Genomic DNA, 15,735 nt, shown 5'->3' with positions numbered 1-15,735 from the left:
AGGATTTATGCAGGGAATTATAATAAAAGGCATAGGCGGATTTTATTATGTAAAAAGTGAAGATAAAATTATTGAATGTAAAGCTAGGGGAAAGTTTAGGCACAATGAACTTTCCCCCATGGTAGGGGATGAAGTAGAAATAAAAGAGAAAAATGGGAAAGGTGTTATTGAGGATATATATGAAAGAAAAAATATGCTAATAAGACCTTCCGTTGCAAATGTTACTCAAGCAATAGTTGTGTTTGCAATAAAGAATCCTGATATTAATGAGGATTTACTAAATAGATTTTTGATGCTATGTGAATTTAACAAACTTGATATAATAGTATGCTTTAATAAAACAGACTTAACAGATTCTATACATGAAAATGAAGTTGTTAATATGGTTAAAAGCGCGGGATATAAGATTATGTTTTTAAAGGCTAAAGAGGGAGAAGGTATAGAAGAGTTAAGGGGCTATTTAGATGGAAATGTTACTGTGTTATGTGGACCTTCTGGTGTAGGTAAATCAACTATAATAAATACATTGGCGGGAAAAAAACTAATGGAAACAGGTAATATAAGTGAAAAATTAAAAAGAGGTAAGCATACTACAAGACATAGTGAACTTTTACAAATAGGTAAGGGTTTTATAGTAGATACTCCTGGGTTTTCTTCATTAGATACAAGTTTTATTAGTAAAGAGGATGTGCAGGATTGTTTCCCAGAATTTCATGATTATTTAGGACAATGTAAATTTAACAGTTGCCTTCATTATAAGGAACCTGGTTGTGCTATAAAAAAAGAGGTTGATAAACACAATATAAATTCTAAAAGATATGATTTTTACGTAAAAATTATTGAAGAAGTTTCACAAAAGAAATCTTACAAAGGAGGAGACGGAAGATGATAAAAATAGCACCATCTATATTATCAGCTGATTTTTCAAAGTTAGGGGAAGAGGTAAAAAACATAGAAACTCATGGAGCGGATATTGTACATATAGATGTAATGGATGGTATGTTTGTGCCAAATATTACCTTTGGAATGCCAATAATTAAAAGTATAAGAAATGTAACTAAATTGCCCTTTGATGTTCATTTGATGATTGAAAAGCCAGATAGATATATAGAGGACTTTGTAAAGGCTGGAGCGGACATAATAACGGTTCATTATGAAGCTGATAAGCATATAGATAGAACTATAAATTACATAAAAAGCTTTGGAATTAAAGCAGCAGTAGCATTAAACCCAGGAACACCTGTATCAAATATAAAGAATTTAATACCAGAACTTGATATGGTTTTAATAATGAGTGTTAACCCTGGTTTTGGAGGACAAAAATATATTAAATATTCTTCAAATAAGATAATGGAAATAAAAGAGTTAAAGGATAAGCTCAACCCTAACCTTTTAATTGAGGTTGATGGAGGAGTAGATAAAACTAATATACGTGAAGTAGTTAAAAGTGGAGCAAATGTAATTGTTGCAGGATCCGCAGTATTTAAAAATAATAATATAGAAGAAAATATAAAAAATCTTAGAGAGGCTTTAAAATGAAGGCAGTAATAATTACAGGAGGACAAATGCCTTCTAGTGATATAGTAAGAGAAGAAGTAAAAGATGCGGAGTATATAATATGTGCAGATAGAGGAGCAGAAGTTGCATATAAGTACGGAATAGAGCCTAATGAGATAATTGGAGATTTTGATTCTATAGATAAATCCATATTACAAAGCTTTAAGGATAAAAACATTCCCATAATAAAGTTCCCTGCAGAAAAAGATGATACAGATACAACAATTGCAATAGGTGAGGTATTAAAAAGAAAAGTAGATGAGTTAGTGATACTTGGCGCTACAGGAAGTAGAATAGATCATGTACTAGGGAATATTGGCCTGCTTATTAAATGTCTTAAGCAAAAGGTAAAGTGTTATATAAGAGATGATAATAATATAATTTTATTAACAGATAAAAATATAACATTAAACTATAGGGGATATAAATATTTTTCTCTTTTAAGCTATGGGGAAACGGTGAATGGGTTAACTATTGAAGGAGGTAAATATCCTTTAAATAATTATGAACTTCAATTAGGAGACTCTTTAGCTGTTTCTAATGAGTTTTTATTAGGTAAATCTGTAGAGATAAATTTTAAAAGTGGACTACTTTTAATAGTTGAAAGTAGAGATTGAATTTAAAACTTTGCTTATTTATAAAATGAGCAAAGTTTTTTGTACCATTAATGATACTTTATTCATATACTATATTATAAGCAATTATGATAAAGGAAATACTATGTCTAAAGGCTGGCATAAAGTAAAAAAGAAAGCTGGACTCATAATAGGATCTGTAGGAATTGGTATAGTACTTACCTTTTTAGTACCTATATGGGCATGGATACTTATAGCAGGGGCGGGATTTATATATGTAGGTTGGTATCTAATTGAAAATCATGATGACTAAGGGGGATTATATGAGGATAGTTACAATCAAACTCCCAAAGATTATATCTAATATAATTAAATGGATACTTAGAAAAAAATAAAAAATGCAATTGGTGAACAATTGCATTTTTTATATTATATAGCACGCTGCACTTTACCAGAACGTAGGCATCTTGTACAAACATGTATAGTCTTAGGTGTTCCTTTAACTATAGCTTTAACTTTTTTTATGTTTGGAGCCCAAGTTCTTTTGGATTGACGATGAGAGTGGCTGTACTGAACTCCAGCTACAACTCCTTTTCCGCATACTTCACATTTTCTTGACATTAAAAACACCTCCTTTATAAATTGAGAAAAGTAAAATCTTCTCAATTTAAGCCTATATCATTTTATCATAAGTAATGTAATTTTTGCAAGTATAATATAAATTATAATACTAAAATTATTACAATATATTATATTTCCTTGAATAAATCCACTATATAATATAAAATATTTTATAAAGCAGTTATTTATAAGGAGGATTATTATGATTGGAAATATTTCTAATGAATATGGATATATTAATTACTCTGAAGAAATTTTGGGGAACATTGTGGGAGTTTCCACAATGGAATGTTATGGAGTAGTTGGAATGGCTTCTAAAAATGCTAAGGACGGATTATGGGAGCTTTTAAAAAAGGGAGAAAATCTTAGTAAAGGCGTAAAAATTAGTATGAAAGAAAATAAACTGATTGTGGAATTATATATAATAGTGGGATATGGAACTAAAATTTCTGTAATTGCAAATAATATAATTCAAAAGATAAAATATAATGTAGAAAATTATACAGGTCTTAAAGTATCTAGTATAACAGTGAATGTGCAGGGTGTCAGAGTTTAAGGAGGTAACATAATATGCAGCACTTAAGTATAGATGGACAGCATTTTTATAATATGGTAGTAAATGCTAGCAATAAACTAGAGGAAAAAAAGGAATATGTTAATTCATTAAACGTTTTTCCAGTACCAGATGGAGATACTGGAACAAATATGTCAATGACGTTTAAGTCAGCAGTTAACGAAATACAAAGCCTAAATGGAGAAGCGATAGGTAAAATTGCTAAGGTACTTGCTAAGGGAGCGTTAATGGGGGCTAGAGGAAACTCTGGAGTTATATTTTCTCAAATACTCAGAGGAATATCAAAAGGCCTGGAAGGTAAAACAGAGGTAACAGCAAAGGAATTTGCTGAAAGTATAATGGAAGGTTCCAAATCTGCATATAAGGCTGTAATGAGGCCAACGGAGGGAACAATCCTTACAGTTATACGTGCGGCAGGAGAAGCTGCTGTAAAGAGCACTGAAACAGATATTACAAAACTTATGGAAGAAGTTTGTTCTCATAGTGAAGCTACTTTGGCAAAAACTCCTGAAATGCTTCCAGTTTTAAAACAAGCTAAGGTAGTAGATGCCGGTGGAGCAGGACTTTTAGTAATATTTAAAGGAATGCTTGAAGTTCTTAAAAATGACATAAAGTCTGTGGAAATAATAAATGAAACAGCAAAAGAAAATAATGCTTCAGCTCCAAAATCCTTATCTACTGAAGACATAAAGTATGGATATTGTACTGAGTTCTTTATTCTTTCTGAAAAAGTAAATATAGACAAATTCAAAGGAGAGTTAGAACCACTGGGAGATTCCATGATAGTAGTAGGTGGAGAAGGATTAGTTAAGGTTCATATACACACAAATGATCCAGGAGTTGTATTATCTAAAGCTATAAGCCTCGGAGAACTTTCTAAAATAAAAATAGATAATATGAGAGAACAACACAGACATATTTTAGAAGATGATTATAAAGAAGAAAATAAAGAAATAGAAGTAGAAGAAAATTTACAAAATAAAGAGTATGGTTTTGTATCTGTTTCTTTAGGAGAAGGAATAAAAAACATATTTGAAGACTTAGGTATTGATGTGGTAATAGAAGGTGGCCAAACAATGAACCCAAGTACTGAAGATATATTAAATGCTATTAATGAAATAAAGGCAGACAATATATTTATCCTTCCAAATAACAAAAATATAATTATGGCAGCAACTCAGGCAGCAGAACTTACAGAAAAGAATGTATATGTAATTCCTACAAAGACAATTCCTCAAGGAATTACTGCAGTTACTTCCTTTAATGCAGATACCACAGTGGAAAATAATATAGAAGCTATGAATGCTTCTATAGAAAATGTGGCTTCAGGTTCCATTACTTATGCAGTAAGAGATACAGAAATTGATGATAAGGTTATAAAAGAAGGTAACATAATAGGATTAAGAGAAGGAAAAATAGAAGAAATAGGTAATGATAAGTTTGAGGTTTGCAAAAATCTAATAGAAAAAATGGTTAATGAAGACAGTGAACTTATAACAATTTTTTATGGAGAAGATTGTGATAAGGCACAGGTAGAAACTTTTATAAATGAGTTAGAAGATAAATATAGTGATATAGATATACAATATTATGAAGGAAACCAGCCTTTATATTATTTTATATTTTCTGTTGAATAAAAAAAGCCTTAAGGCTTTTTTTACTCTGTAGAAAATTATAGATTGTCTTAACTTAATATATGGAGTGATAATATGAATGTGTACAGTGATATAAGCTGCATAAAAGGAGTAGGACCTAAAGCTCGGGAAAATTTAAATAAGTGTGGTATATTTACTGTTATAGACCTTTTATTATATTTTCCTAGGGATTATAAAGAGGTAAGTCTATATGGAAATTTAAATGATGCAAATAATAAAGAAGAAATAATAGTTAATGCCACTTTATTGGAAATAAAAAAAGATATACGTACTAAGGGCGGGAAAGTACTTACTACCCTTTTGTTTAGTGAAGGAGAAAATATATTTAAATGCCAATGGTTTAATCAGCCTTACATGAAAAATCATTTTGTTATTGGAAATATATATTTATTAAAGGGTAAAATTCAAATTTATAAGGGTGAGAATACACTTATAAATCCTTCAGTTGTAAAAGAAAATATTTTGAGTAAAGATACTAGTTTTAAAAAAAGTATAATGACTATTTACTCGTTAAAAGAAGGAGTAAAAAATAAACTATTAGTTAATTCAATAGATGAAGTATTAAAGAAAGTTTCTATAAAGGAAAACTTGCCAGAAGAAATAGTTAACAGATATAAATTTTGTTCTTTAAATAAAGCCATATCAGTAATTCATAAGCCTAATGATATAAATGAACTTCAAGAAGCAAAAAGAAGGTTAAAGTTTCAAGAGTTATTTACATATTCATTAAAAACATTATTGTTAAGAAATTATAGAAATAAGAATAATAATGGAACTTCATTTAAAATTTATGATGAAGTAAATGAGCTAATGTATTCATTACCATATGAACTTACAAATGCACAGAAAAGAGTTATAACGGAAATATTATCAGATCAAAAGCGGAATAGATGTATGAATAGACTAGTACAGGGTGATGTAGGAAGTGGAAAAACCATAGTTGCAATTATGGCATTGTTTAACATAGTTAAAAATGGATATCAGGGTGCATTTATGGTACCTACAGAAATTTTAGCAAAACAGCATTATAAAGAAGTATTAAAAATATTATCTTTCTTTAATGTTAGAGTAGAGCTTTTGACAGGAAGTACTCCTAAAAAGCAAAAAGAAAAAATAAAGGAAAATTTAAAAGTAGGAAATATTGATATAATTGTAGGTACTCACACATTAATAGAAGATGATGTAGAGTTTGCTAACTTAGGGCTCATTATTACCGATGAACAACATCGATTTGGAGTTATGCAAAGAAGTAAGTTTTTTAATAAGGGAGCAAATATAGATGTACTAGTTATGACAGCAACACCAATACCAAGAACAATGGCACTATATTTGTATGGAGATTTAGATATATCAATAATAGATGAGCTTCCGCCTGGAAGACAAAAAATTCATACATACTGCATAGATATTAAGAAAAAAGATAGGGCGTATAATTTTGCACAAAGTGAAATAGAGGAAGGAAGACAAGTATATATAGTTTGTCCTTTGGTAGAAGAAAATGAAGATTTAAAATTAAGTTCTGTAGAAAATCTTTATAATGAATTAAAGGAAAGTTATTTTCAAAATATAGAAATTGCTATTTTACATGGTAAAATGTCATCTAAAGATAAAGATGCTATCATGGAAAGGTTCAAAAGTAATGAAATAAAAGTTTTAATTTCCACAACAGTTATAGAAGTTGGAATTAATGTTCCAAATGCATCACTTATGGTAGTAGAAAATGCAGAAAGATTTGGTCTTGCTCAGCTTCATCAGCTGCGAGGAAGAGTTGGAAGAGGGCGATATAAGTCTTATTGTATACTCTTATCGGAAATAAAAAATGAAGTTACTAAAAAGAGAATGGAGACTATGGTAAATAGTAATGATGGTTTTTATATAGCAGAACAAGATTTAAAAATAAGGGGAACTGGAGAAATGTTTGGATTAAGACAGCATGGAGATGAAGGATTTATTCTTTCAAACTTAGCTGAGGATATGAATTTATTAAAAGAAGCTAATAAAGAGGCGAAATATATAATTAAAAATGAGGATGAAAATTATAAGCTATTGATAAATTATATTTATAATAAGTTAGAAAATAGCTCAAAATATATATGCTTTAATTAGATGATGTGTTTATAATATTATTAAAGATTTTATTAAATAAAGTGGCTTATTCTTTGAAATAAAGAACTAAATGTGATAAAATATTAGAGAAATTAACGAAAAAAGGAATAGGAGGAAGTTGTATGAGAATAATTGCAGGTATTGCAAAAGGAAAAAAGATTTTACCTCCTGAAGGTATGGGAACTAGACCTACTTTAGATAGAGTAAAAGAAAATATATTTAATATGATTCAATTTCGTGTATATGGAACAAAAGCAATAGATGTTTTTGCAGGTACAGGTAGTTTAGGGTTAGAAGCGGTAAGTAGAGGTGCAAAAGAGTGTTATCTAGTAGATAAGGGAGAAAAAAGCTTTAGTCTTCTTAAACAAAATGTAAAAACTTTGAGTTTTGAAGATAAATGTACGTGTTTAAATATGGATTCTTATGAAGCTTTAAAGGCGTTAGCAAGTAAAGGAATGGTCTTCGATTTAATTTTTATAGATCCACCGTATTCAAAAGAAATGATTCCGCCGGCTATGCAAATAATTGATGATAATAATTTGCTTAATAGGGATGGACTTATAGTAAGTAAAATTGATTCAAGTGAAGAGATATATGAGGGAACAGATAATATTAAGTTAACTGATCACAGAAAATATGGCAATACAACCGTTTGCTTTTACGAGTATAGGGAGGAATAAAATGAATATAGGTGTTTACCCAGGAAGTTTTGATCCTATAACTAATGGGCATTTAGACATAATTAAGAGAGCATCTAATACATTTGATGAAGTCATAGTAGGAGTACTGGTAAATCCCGATAAAAAAGGATTGTTTGAAATAGATGAGAGAGTAGAGCTTATAAAGAGAGCTACTAAAGATATACCTAATGTAAAAGTAGAAAGCTTTAGTGGACTTTTAGTTAATTTTATGAAGGAAAGAAATATAAAAGTTATTATAAAAGGACTACGAGCAGTGTCGGATTTTGAGTATGAGTTTAAAATGGCATTAATGAACAAGAGATTAAATCCTGATATGGAAACAATATTTATGATGACAGCGGCAGAGTATTCATTTTTAAGTTCATCTTCTGTAAAACAAGTAGCTATGTTTGGAGGATGTATAGAGGGATTAGTGCCTGATGAAATTATACAAGATGTAATAGAAAGGATAGATAAAAAGAGGGGGATTTAATAATGGATGTACTTAAATTACTAGAATATATTCAAGAAATAATAGAAACAGCTTCAAAAGTACCTATGACCGGCAAGATAATGGTAGATAAAAAAGAAATTACTGAAGCGATATATAAAGTAATAAATTATATGCCATCAGAATTTAAAAAAGCTCAATGGGTTTATGAAGAAAAGGATAGAATAATAAGCGAAGCACAAAAAGAAGCAGAAGAGATAAAAAAACAAAATATTGAAGTTTTAAAGAGACAAATAGAAAGCCATGATATTACCATTGAAGCAAAAGAAAGAGCCGAAGAAATAATTTCTTCAGCCCAAAATGAAGCAAAAGCTTTAAGACTAGGAGCGAGAGAATATGCAGATGAAATTTTAACTGAGCTAGAAAAAGAAATCTCAGAAAAAAGCGATAAAATGTTAAGCAGTATCAAAGACGAAATGGAGCGCTTTATAAGTAGTTTAGAGGGAGAAGTAAAATTCACATCTGATACCATAAGAGAAAATATACAAGAACTAAGAAGTATGAAAAAGTAACTTTTTAAGTTTGATGATAATTTTATAAATTACCACTGGTAATATAATAATCAAAAAAATGTACATATATAAATTAATTGTTGATATTGTATAATATGAATTATTAAATATGGGGGAAGTAGTATAAAAGATGTTATATGTTAAAAAGCATATAACAGAACTTATTGTCCCCTGTATTAATTTATATTTGCTATATCTAATAAGAGAAAAATTAAATTTACTCATAAAAGAGTTACATTGCCAAAGTATGCATAGTCCGCTAAATCCAATTAAAAAGCTTGCAATACTTAACTTTATTGCAGGGTTAATATTTGTGGTAGAAAGTATATTGCAACCATTTGTCATTTCAATAAGTCCTAGTAAAAATCCTTGTATAACTTTTAGAGGAATATTAAATAGTATACTGATATTTTTTATAATAGCATCAAAAATGATGCTATTTTTTATTATGTTATTTATAACTGAAAATAATATTATAAATCCACCTACAGATGAAGTGGTTTTTATAGAATCTTCTATAGAAGCTCTAAGAGCAGAGCCTAAATTTAAATCATACATGTTATTTAAAGTAAATTTAGTTGAAATCTTATTATCATCAGGTTTTATTAGTAAACTCATAATGAAACAGGACAGATAGTTAGCAATTAATAATATATAACCCATCCTTAAACTCTTAAACATTGATACACCTACAGAACCTATAATAAATAAAGGGCTAGCATTAGAAGCTATATTTAGAAGCCTTTTACAAGTATTAAAGTCTATAATTTTTTTTTCATATAGTTCACAAGCATATTTTGCTCCAAGTGGATATCCACATAAGGTACTTATTATTACTACAAAACTGCATTGTACTGGTAATCTAAGTGGAATGCAAAGAAGCTTTCCGAAAAGTTTAGAATATATAAATACGCCATTACAATATAACATTATATTTGATATGGCTAAAAACGGGAACAGTGAAGGAAAAACTTTATAAAAAAATAAATTAGCTCCTTCTATAGTTCCAGCTATAGATATACTAGGATTTAAAGCAAAACTTATTATTAATATAGAACAAATTAAAGTTATTAGCACAGATTTATTTTTTAATAAGCAAGAAATTAATACTATTGATATTATAATCATTAAATATAATACAATTCTTATCATAAAACTATCCTTACAAAAATACTTTAATATAAATATATTGTAATGGTTAAATTTTATTACTCTAGAATTATAGGTTTAATTTTGTAATCTGCAAATGGATCTAAAAAATTATTAATTAAACTGTAGGATTTAGTTGCTTTAATATCTACTTCTAATGCCCGAGGCAGATGCTTTGGAAGTTTAGTATATATAGGGATAGAAGAGCTTTTTTTCATTTTCTTAAGCATTTCCCTTCCTATACTATTAAATCCTAAGACTCTAGCATATGGGCATGGTTCTCTTCTTAGCATATCATAGTTTAAGGTGTCAAAATTTAAAAAGTATTGATATAAGATTCTACTTATTCTTGAATATGTATATCGTTTAGTTTTTATATTCATTATAAGTTCATTCATGTCATTAGAATTAAGAATAAAGGAATTAATTCTATTAGAAAGTCCCTCAGAAGCTTCAGGTATTTTTTCTGTATCTCCAATTCCTGAAATATATTTATATTTTATATAATTTAATACTTTATCTTCAAATTTAAAGGAATAATCATCTTTTTTGAAACTTTCAAGTATATTCCATACACTATCAGGGGTAAAATATTTAATATAATTTATATCCGTATTAGTATGTAAGTGATTTCGTATAGCAGTAGCGCTGGAAAATTCTGACTCTAAATTTGGTGAATTGTAAGAACTTCCCTGCCTTGAAATGGTAAAAGGCTTAATATTGCTATTTAATTTCAATAAATTTTTACAGTATTCTATTCCTAAAATATTGTTAGATGAGGCAAAAAAATTGTTAAAGGACAAACAATTTTTTTTGTTATTTCCTAAATATTCGTACAATGCTAAGTTGCGAGCTAATGGAAAGGTATTTCCTTCATCTAGATATTTCTTTAAACTAGTTTTAAATTCTAAAGGCTCATTAACAAGAATATTAGATATCTTCATAATATCTAGTATATTACCGCTTTCACTGCCAAAACATAAAGAATCAACTATACCTAAGCTATTAAGTAAGCTCATACTACCCCAGGCAAAAAATTCAGCTGAAGAAATACTATATAATACGGGAAGTTCGATTACTAAGTCTACTCCATTTAAAAGTGCCATTTTTGTGCGGGTCCATTTGTCTAAAATGGCAGGTGCACCCCTTTGAACAAAATGACCACTCATTACAGCAACAACACCATCACACTTAGTAACTTCCTTGGTTTTTTTTACATGAATTACATGACCATTATGCAAGGGATTATATTCAACAACTATACCTGTTATTTTCATAATTATCCTCCAAATATTAGTAATTAATTTATATTGTTTACATAAATTATTATAGACAAATTTTCAAATTATACAAACATTGATAATTATTTAACACTTTTTTTTAAAAATACTATACTTTTTCATAAAATTTGGCCAGAAAATGGATGTATAAATTTTAAATAATATATATTTTTTTTAAATTAACCCTTGAAAAGCTTATATAAAAAGCCTATATTATATATTGTGCTTTAATTAATTAATGTGTGGAGGTATTATTTATTATGAAGTTAATGGAACAAATATGGGAAAAAGCAAAATCCAATAAAATGAAAATTGTCCTTCCTGAAGGGGAAGAAGAAAGAAACATAAAAGCTTGTGAAATGATAATAAAAAATGAGCTTGCAAATATAGTTTTAGTAGGAAATAAAGAAAAAGTTCATGAAATGGCAAATAAATTAGGGGTTAGCGTAGAGGGAGCAGAAATAATAGATCCTGAAACTAGTGATAAGACAGAAGGATATGCAAAAGAATTATATGAATTAAGAAAAAGCAAAGGTATGACTATTGAAAAAGCACTTAAAGTTGTAAAAGATCCTTTATATTTTGGTACTATGATGGTAAAGCTAAACGATGCTGATGGTATGGTTTCTGGTGCAATACATACTACAGGAGACTTGTTAAGACCAGGCCTACAAATAGTAAAAACAGCTCCAGGTGCTTCAGTTGTATCTAGTGCATTTATTATGGTAGTCCCAGATTCTGTATATGGTCAAGATGGGCTATTACTTTTCTCAGACTGTGCTGTTAATCCAAATCCTACTGCAGAAGAATTAGCATCTATAGCTATAAGTACTGCAGAAACTGCAAAATCACTTTGCAATATGGAACCTAAAGTAGCTATGCTTTCTTTCTCAACTATGGGAAGTGCTAGTCACGAACTAGTTGAGAAAGTTACTACAGCAACTAAGCTTGCAAAAGAAATGAGACCAGACATTAAAATTGATGGTGAATTACAATTAGATGCAGCTATAGTTGATAAAGTTGCTAGTCTTAAAGCTCCAAATAGTCCAGTAGCAGGAAAAGCAAATGTATTAATATTTCCTGATTTACAGGCAGGAAATATAGGATATAAGTTAGTTCAAAGATTTGCTAAGGCAGAAGCAATAGGCCCTATAACTCAAGGATTTGCAAAACCTATAAATGACTTATCAAGAGGATGCAGTCCAGAAGATATAGTAAACGTTGTTGCAGTTACATCAGTTCAAGCTCAAAATCAGTAAAATTTATTGTATTAATTTATATTAAATATATTAAACGTAAAACAGATCTGGAAGGAGAATATTAAAGTGAAAATATTAGTAATTAATTGTGGAAGTTCATCTTTAAAATATCAGTTAATAGATATGAGCAATGAAACTGCTCTAGCACAGGGACTTGTTGAAAGAATTGGAATAGAAGGTTCTATACTTACTCAAAAGGTTAATGGAGAAAAATATATAATTGAAGAGCCAATGAAAGATCATAAAGATGCTATAAGATTAGTATTAGGTGCTCTTGTAGATAAAGAACATGGAGTTATTTCAGATATGTCAGAAATATCTTCAGTAGGACACAGAGTTGTGCATGGTGGAGAAAAGTATGCAAATTCTGTTTTAATAAACGATGAAGTAATGAAATCCTTAGAAGATTGTATAAAACTTGCACCATTACATAATCCTCCAAACATAATAGGAATAAATGCATGCAAAGCTCTTATGCCAAATACTCCTATGGTAGCGGTATTTGACACTGCATTCCATCAAACTATTCCAGAATATGCATATTTGTATGCTTTACCATACGAACTATACAAAAATTATGGAATTAGAAAATATGGATTCCATGGAACATCTCATAGATATGTTTCAAATGTAGCAGCAGAAATGATGGGTAAGAACATAGAAGATTTAAAAATAGTTACATGCCATTTAGGAAATGGAGCTAGTATATGTGCTGTTGATGGAGGAAAATCAGTAGAAACAAGTATGGGCTTTACTCCATTAGAAGGTGTAGCTATGGGAACTAGATCTGGTAATGTAGACCCAGCTATAATAACTTTCCTTATGAAAGAATTAAACTTAGGTATAGATGAAATAAACAACCTATTAAATAAAAAATCAGGAGTATATGGAATTTCAGGAGTAAGCAGTGACTTTAGAGATATAGAAGAAGCAGCTGAATCAGGAAATCATAGAGCTGAACTTGCACTTGATGTATTCCACTATAAAGTAAAGAGATTTATAGGTTCCTATGCAGCAGCGATGGGCGGAGTAGATTGCTTAGTATTTACTGCAGGACTTGGAGAAAATTCAGCATTAAGCAGAAGTGAAATATGCAAGAATCTAGAATTCTTAGGAATTAAAATAGATGAAAAGAAAAATAATGAAGGAAGAGGATTTGCTAAAGAAATAAGTACTCCTGATTCTTCAGTAAAAGTATATGTTATACCAACTGATGAAGAGCTTATGATAGCTAGAGATACTAAGGAAATAGTTGAAAATAAATAGCACATAAATTTTCATATTTTAGCAAAAAAACAAATAAAACTTGACTTTTACTTATCATCTTTATATAATAAATTGTGGCTAATTCATTGAGGTGAGAAAAGATGAAGATAGATATATCTGATTTATTAAGAAAAAAGATTACCAAAAAAAATATAGATCTTTGCTTTGAAGAAGATGGTTTTTATGATGGGAAAGAAGAAGTTAAATTCCTAACTCCCATTGAAGTTAAGGGTACATTAAGTGCCTTAGGAAATGAAATATCACTTGATGCTAAAGCAAAGGTTAAGATTGAACTTAGCTGTTCAAGATGTTTAGGGAATTTTGATAGAGACATGGAGTTTTCTATTGAGGAAAAATTCTCTAATGATGATGCCAATAAAGATGATGATTGCATCTTTATAGATAGTGATGTTATTGACATCACAGAAATTATAGAAAATAACATTATACTTTACTTACCAATTAGAAGGCTTTGCAGTGAAAGTTGTAAAGGTCTTTGCCAGAATTGTGGAACTAATTTAAATCACTCAACTTGTAATTGTGGAGATGAAGATATAGATCCTAGATTGGCTAAGTTAAAGGAATTGTTTCGATAAAACTAAGGAGGTGTTTACTGTGGGAAATCCAGCAAGAAGGTTCTCTAAAGGTAGAAGAGATTCTAGAAGAGCACAAACTTTCAAATTAAGCTTGCCAGGAATAGTTGAATGTCCTCAGTGCCATGAAATGAAACTTGCGCATAGAGTTTGTAAAGGCTGTGGATATTATAAAGGAAAAGAAGTTGTAGCTACTGAAAAATAAAAGAAAGTCTTTTGACTTTCTTTTATTTTATGTCTTGAAAATTATATTTTTTTATTTCATTTCATCTTGTATTTATTAAAAAATTAGTATATACTTTTTACAGATAAAATACCAAGTTTTTTATTGAAAGGAAATTCGTAACTATGATTATAGCAGTGGATGGCATGGGAGGAGATTTAGCTCCAAAAGAAGTAATCGCTGGATGTATAGAAGCATTAAATGAGTTTAAAGATTTAAAGTTTCTTATTACAGGACCTGAGGACCTTTTAAATAAAGAATTATCTAATTATGAATACGATAAAAATTTATTGAGTATAATAGATGCTAAAGAAGTAATATCTTCTAATGAACCACCTGTTATGGCTATAAGAAAGAAAAAGGACTCTAGTTTAAATAAAGCACTTAATTTGGTAAAATCAAAGGAAGCTGATGCTATAATTTCAGCTGGCAGCACAGGAGCATTTATGGCGGGTGCATTATTTATAGTAGGAAGAATTAAAGGAATAGATAGACCAGCTTTAGCTCCAATAATGCCAGGAAAAAATTCACCATTTATGATTATTGATGTAGGAGCTAATGCAGAATGCAAACCTGATAATTTACTTCAATTTGCATCAATGGGCAAGATATACTTTGAGAAAATATTAAAAAAAGATAATCCTTCAGTGGGACTTATAAATATAGGTGCAGAGGAAGAAAAGGGTAATGAACTTACAAAAGCTGCATATACTCTTTTGAAAGAGTCTAATTTAAATTTTATAGGAAATGTAGAGCCTAGAGATATTCCTACCGGAGATGTAAATGTTTTAGTTTGTGATGGGTTTGTAGGAAATACTGTTCTTAAGATGTATGAAGGAACGGCTTTTAATATATTTAATATATTAAAGGAAGAAATAATGAGCTCTTTTTCAACTAAGATAGGAGGAGCTTTATTAAAACCTGTTTTTAAAAATATAAAGAAAAAATTTGACTACAAGGAATATGGAGGAGCTGCCTTTTTAGGTGTAAATGGAATATGTGTTAAGGCACATGGCAGCTCAGATAAAAGAGCATTTAAGAATGCTGTAAGACAATGTATTAATTATCATAACAACAATATTATTGAACTTATAAAAGAAGAACTTATAAGCTTAAATGAAGCTTAATAATATTGACGATATGATTAATATATAATATTATCTAATTAAAAGAA

General features: G+C 29.4%; 19 protein-coding genes. 16 read left to right on the top strand and 3 right to left on the bottom strand.

What is annotated here, in order from left to right; translation table 11 throughout:
• Positions 1 to 7 precede the first annotated feature (7 nt).
• The 5 genes from rsgA to spoVM are packed head-to-tail and all read left to right on the top strand — an operon-like array spanning position 8 to position 2,527.
• Positions 8 to 889 carry a ribosome small subunit-dependent GTPase A gene (gene rsgA, locus CRN98_RS00960; protein ID WP_097025542.1) on the top strand — a complete coding sequence of 294 codons (882 nt, stop codon included), beginning with the start codon at positions 8 to 10 and terminating at the stop codon, positions 887 to 889.
• The gene (gene rpe / locus CRN98_RS00955) at positions 886 to 1,539 is read left to right on the top strand and encodes a ribulose-phosphate 3-epimerase (RefSeq protein WP_097025541.1); all 654 of its coding nucleotides are present in this window, start codon (positions 886 to 888) and stop codon (positions 1,537 to 1,539) included. Before rsgA ends, rpe begins: the two co-directional genes overlap by 4 nt.
• Complete coding sequence (locus CRN98_RS00950; RefSeq protein WP_097025540.1) at positions 1,536 to 2,174, top strand: thiamine diphosphokinase; 639 nt, start codon at positions 1,536 to 1,538, stop codon at positions 2,172 to 2,174. Before rpe ends, CRN98_RS00950 begins: the two co-directional genes overlap by 4 nt.
• A 25-nt stretch (positions 2,175 to 2,199) precedes the next feature.
• Entirely contained in the window at positions 2,200 to 2,445 is a 246-nt protein-coding gene (locus CRN98_RS00945) for a hypothetical protein (protein WP_143331265.1), read from the top strand.
• Positions 2,435 to 2,527, top strand: coding sequence for a stage V sporulation protein SpoVM (gene spoVM / locus CRN98_RS18165; RefSeq protein ID WP_423237075.1), 93 nt, complete (start codon positions 2,435 to 2,437; stop codon positions 2,525 to 2,527). The genes CRN98_RS00945 and spoVM overlap by 11 nt, the downstream gene beginning before the upstream one ends.
• Before the next feature lie 34 nt (positions 2,528 to 2,561).
• On the opposite strand, the gene rpmB is transcribed toward spoVM, so the two are convergent.
• Positions 2,562 to 2,753, bottom strand: a complete 192-nt coding sequence (gene rpmB / locus CRN98_RS00940) for a 50S ribosomal protein L28 (protein ID WP_035307559.1) — start codon at positions 2,751 to 2,753, stop codon at positions 2,562 to 2,564.
• Positions 2,754 to 2,955: 202 nt separating this feature from the next.
• Here rpmB and CRN98_RS00935 point away from each other — a divergent pair, with 202 nt between their 5' ends.
• The 6 genes from CRN98_RS00935 (at position 2,956) to CRN98_RS00910 (ending at position 8,791) form a co-directional block, all read left to right on the top strand.
• Complete coding sequence (locus CRN98_RS00935; RefSeq protein ID WP_097025539.1) at positions 2,956 to 3,309, top strand: Asp23/Gls24 family envelope stress response protein; 354 nt, start codon at positions 2,956 to 2,958, stop codon at positions 3,307 to 3,309.
• Between the two features lie 14 nt (positions 3,310 to 3,323).
• Positions 3,324 to 4,964 carry a DAK2 domain-containing protein gene (locus tag CRN98_RS00930; protein WP_097025538.1) on the top strand — a complete coding sequence of 547 codons (1,641 nt, stop codon included), beginning with the start codon at positions 3,324 to 3,326 and terminating at the stop codon, positions 4,962 to 4,964.
• A 72-nt stretch (positions 4,965 to 5,036) separates the two neighbouring features.
• Positions 5,037 to 7,088 (top strand): ATP-dependent DNA helicase RecG, encoded by a 2,052-nt coding sequence (recG, locus tag CRN98_RS00925; RefSeq protein WP_097025537.1) that lies wholly within the window; start codon positions 5,037 to 5,039, stop codon positions 7,086 to 7,088.
• A 122-nt stretch (positions 7,089 to 7,210) separates the two neighbouring features.
• Positions 7,211 to 7,768, top strand: a complete 558-nt coding sequence (gene rsmD, locus CRN98_RS00920) for a 16S rRNA (guanine(966)-N(2))-methyltransferase RsmD (RefSeq protein WP_097025536.1) — start codon at positions 7,211 to 7,213, stop codon at positions 7,766 to 7,768.
• A 1-nt stretch (position 7,769) separates the two neighbouring features.
• A complete protein-coding gene (gene coaD / locus CRN98_RS00915) occupies positions 7,770 to 8,261 on the top strand; it encodes a pantetheine-phosphate adenylyltransferase (RefSeq protein ID WP_097025535.1) in 492 nt (163 codons plus the stop codon).
• 2 nt (positions 8,262 to 8,263) lie between these two features.
• Positions 8,264 to 8,791: an ATPase gene (locus CRN98_RS00910; RefSeq protein WP_097025534.1), complete on the top strand. Its 528-nt coding sequence runs from the start codon at positions 8,264 to 8,266 to the stop codon at positions 8,789 to 8,791.
• Here CRN98_RS00910 and ylbJ read toward each other — a convergent pair.
• Together ylbJ and CRN98_RS00900 are read right to left on the bottom strand one after the other, a co-directional pair.
• The gene (ylbJ, locus tag CRN98_RS00905) at positions 8,771 to 9,943 is read right to left on the bottom strand and encodes a sporulation integral membrane protein YlbJ (protein WP_242960763.1); all 1,173 of its coding nucleotides are present in this window, start codon (positions 9,941 to 9,943) and stop codon (positions 8,771 to 8,773) included. The two genes, CRN98_RS00910 and ylbJ, sit on opposite strands and share 21 nt — an antisense overlap.
• 56 nt (positions 9,944 to 9,999) lie before the next feature.
• Positions 10,000 to 11,217, bottom strand: coding sequence for a nucleotidyltransferase (locus tag CRN98_RS00900; protein ID WP_097025533.1), 1,218 nt, complete (start codon positions 11,215 to 11,217; stop codon positions 10,000 to 10,002).
• 263 nt (positions 11,218 to 11,480) lie between these two features.
• Between CRN98_RS00900 and pta the strand changes: the two genes are divergently transcribed.
• The 5 genes from pta (at position 11,481) to plsX (ending at position 15,688) form a co-directional block, all read left to right on the top strand.
• Positions 11,481 to 12,479 (top strand): phosphate acetyltransferase, encoded by a 999-nt coding sequence (gene pta, locus CRN98_RS00895; protein WP_097025532.1) that lies wholly within the window; start codon positions 11,481 to 11,483, stop codon positions 12,477 to 12,479.
• Positions 12,480 to 12,545: 66 nt separating this feature from the next.
• A complete protein-coding gene (locus CRN98_RS00890) occupies positions 12,546 to 13,745 on the top strand; it encodes an acetate kinase (protein WP_097025531.1) in 1,200 nt (399 codons plus the stop codon).
• 101 nt (positions 13,746 to 13,846) lie between these two features.
• On the top strand, positions 13,847 to 14,341 hold the full coding sequence (locus CRN98_RS00885; protein WP_097025530.1) for a YceD family protein: 495 nt from the start codon (positions 13,847 to 13,849) through the stop codon (positions 14,339 to 14,341).
• Between the two features lie 19 nt (positions 14,342 to 14,360).
• A complete protein-coding gene (rpmF, locus tag CRN98_RS00880; RefSeq protein ID WP_097025529.1) occupies positions 14,361 to 14,543 on the top strand; it encodes a 50S ribosomal protein L32 in 183 nt (60 codons plus the stop codon).
• A gap of 143 nt (positions 14,544 to 14,686) precedes the next feature.
• Entirely contained in the window at positions 14,687 to 15,688 is a 1,002-nt protein-coding gene (gene plsX / locus CRN98_RS00875) for a phosphate acyltransferase PlsX (RefSeq protein WP_097025528.1), read from the top strand.
• The last annotated feature ends 47 nt before the right edge of the window (positions 15,689 to 15,735 follow it).

The organism is Clostridium peptidivorans (assembly GCF_900205925.1).
In the GTDB taxonomy this organism is placed as follows: domain Bacteria; phylum Bacillota; class Clostridia; order Clostridiales; family Clostridiaceae; genus Clostridium_AK; species Clostridium_AK peptidivorans.
This window is presented reverse-complemented; position numbering and strand designations above follow the sequence as displayed.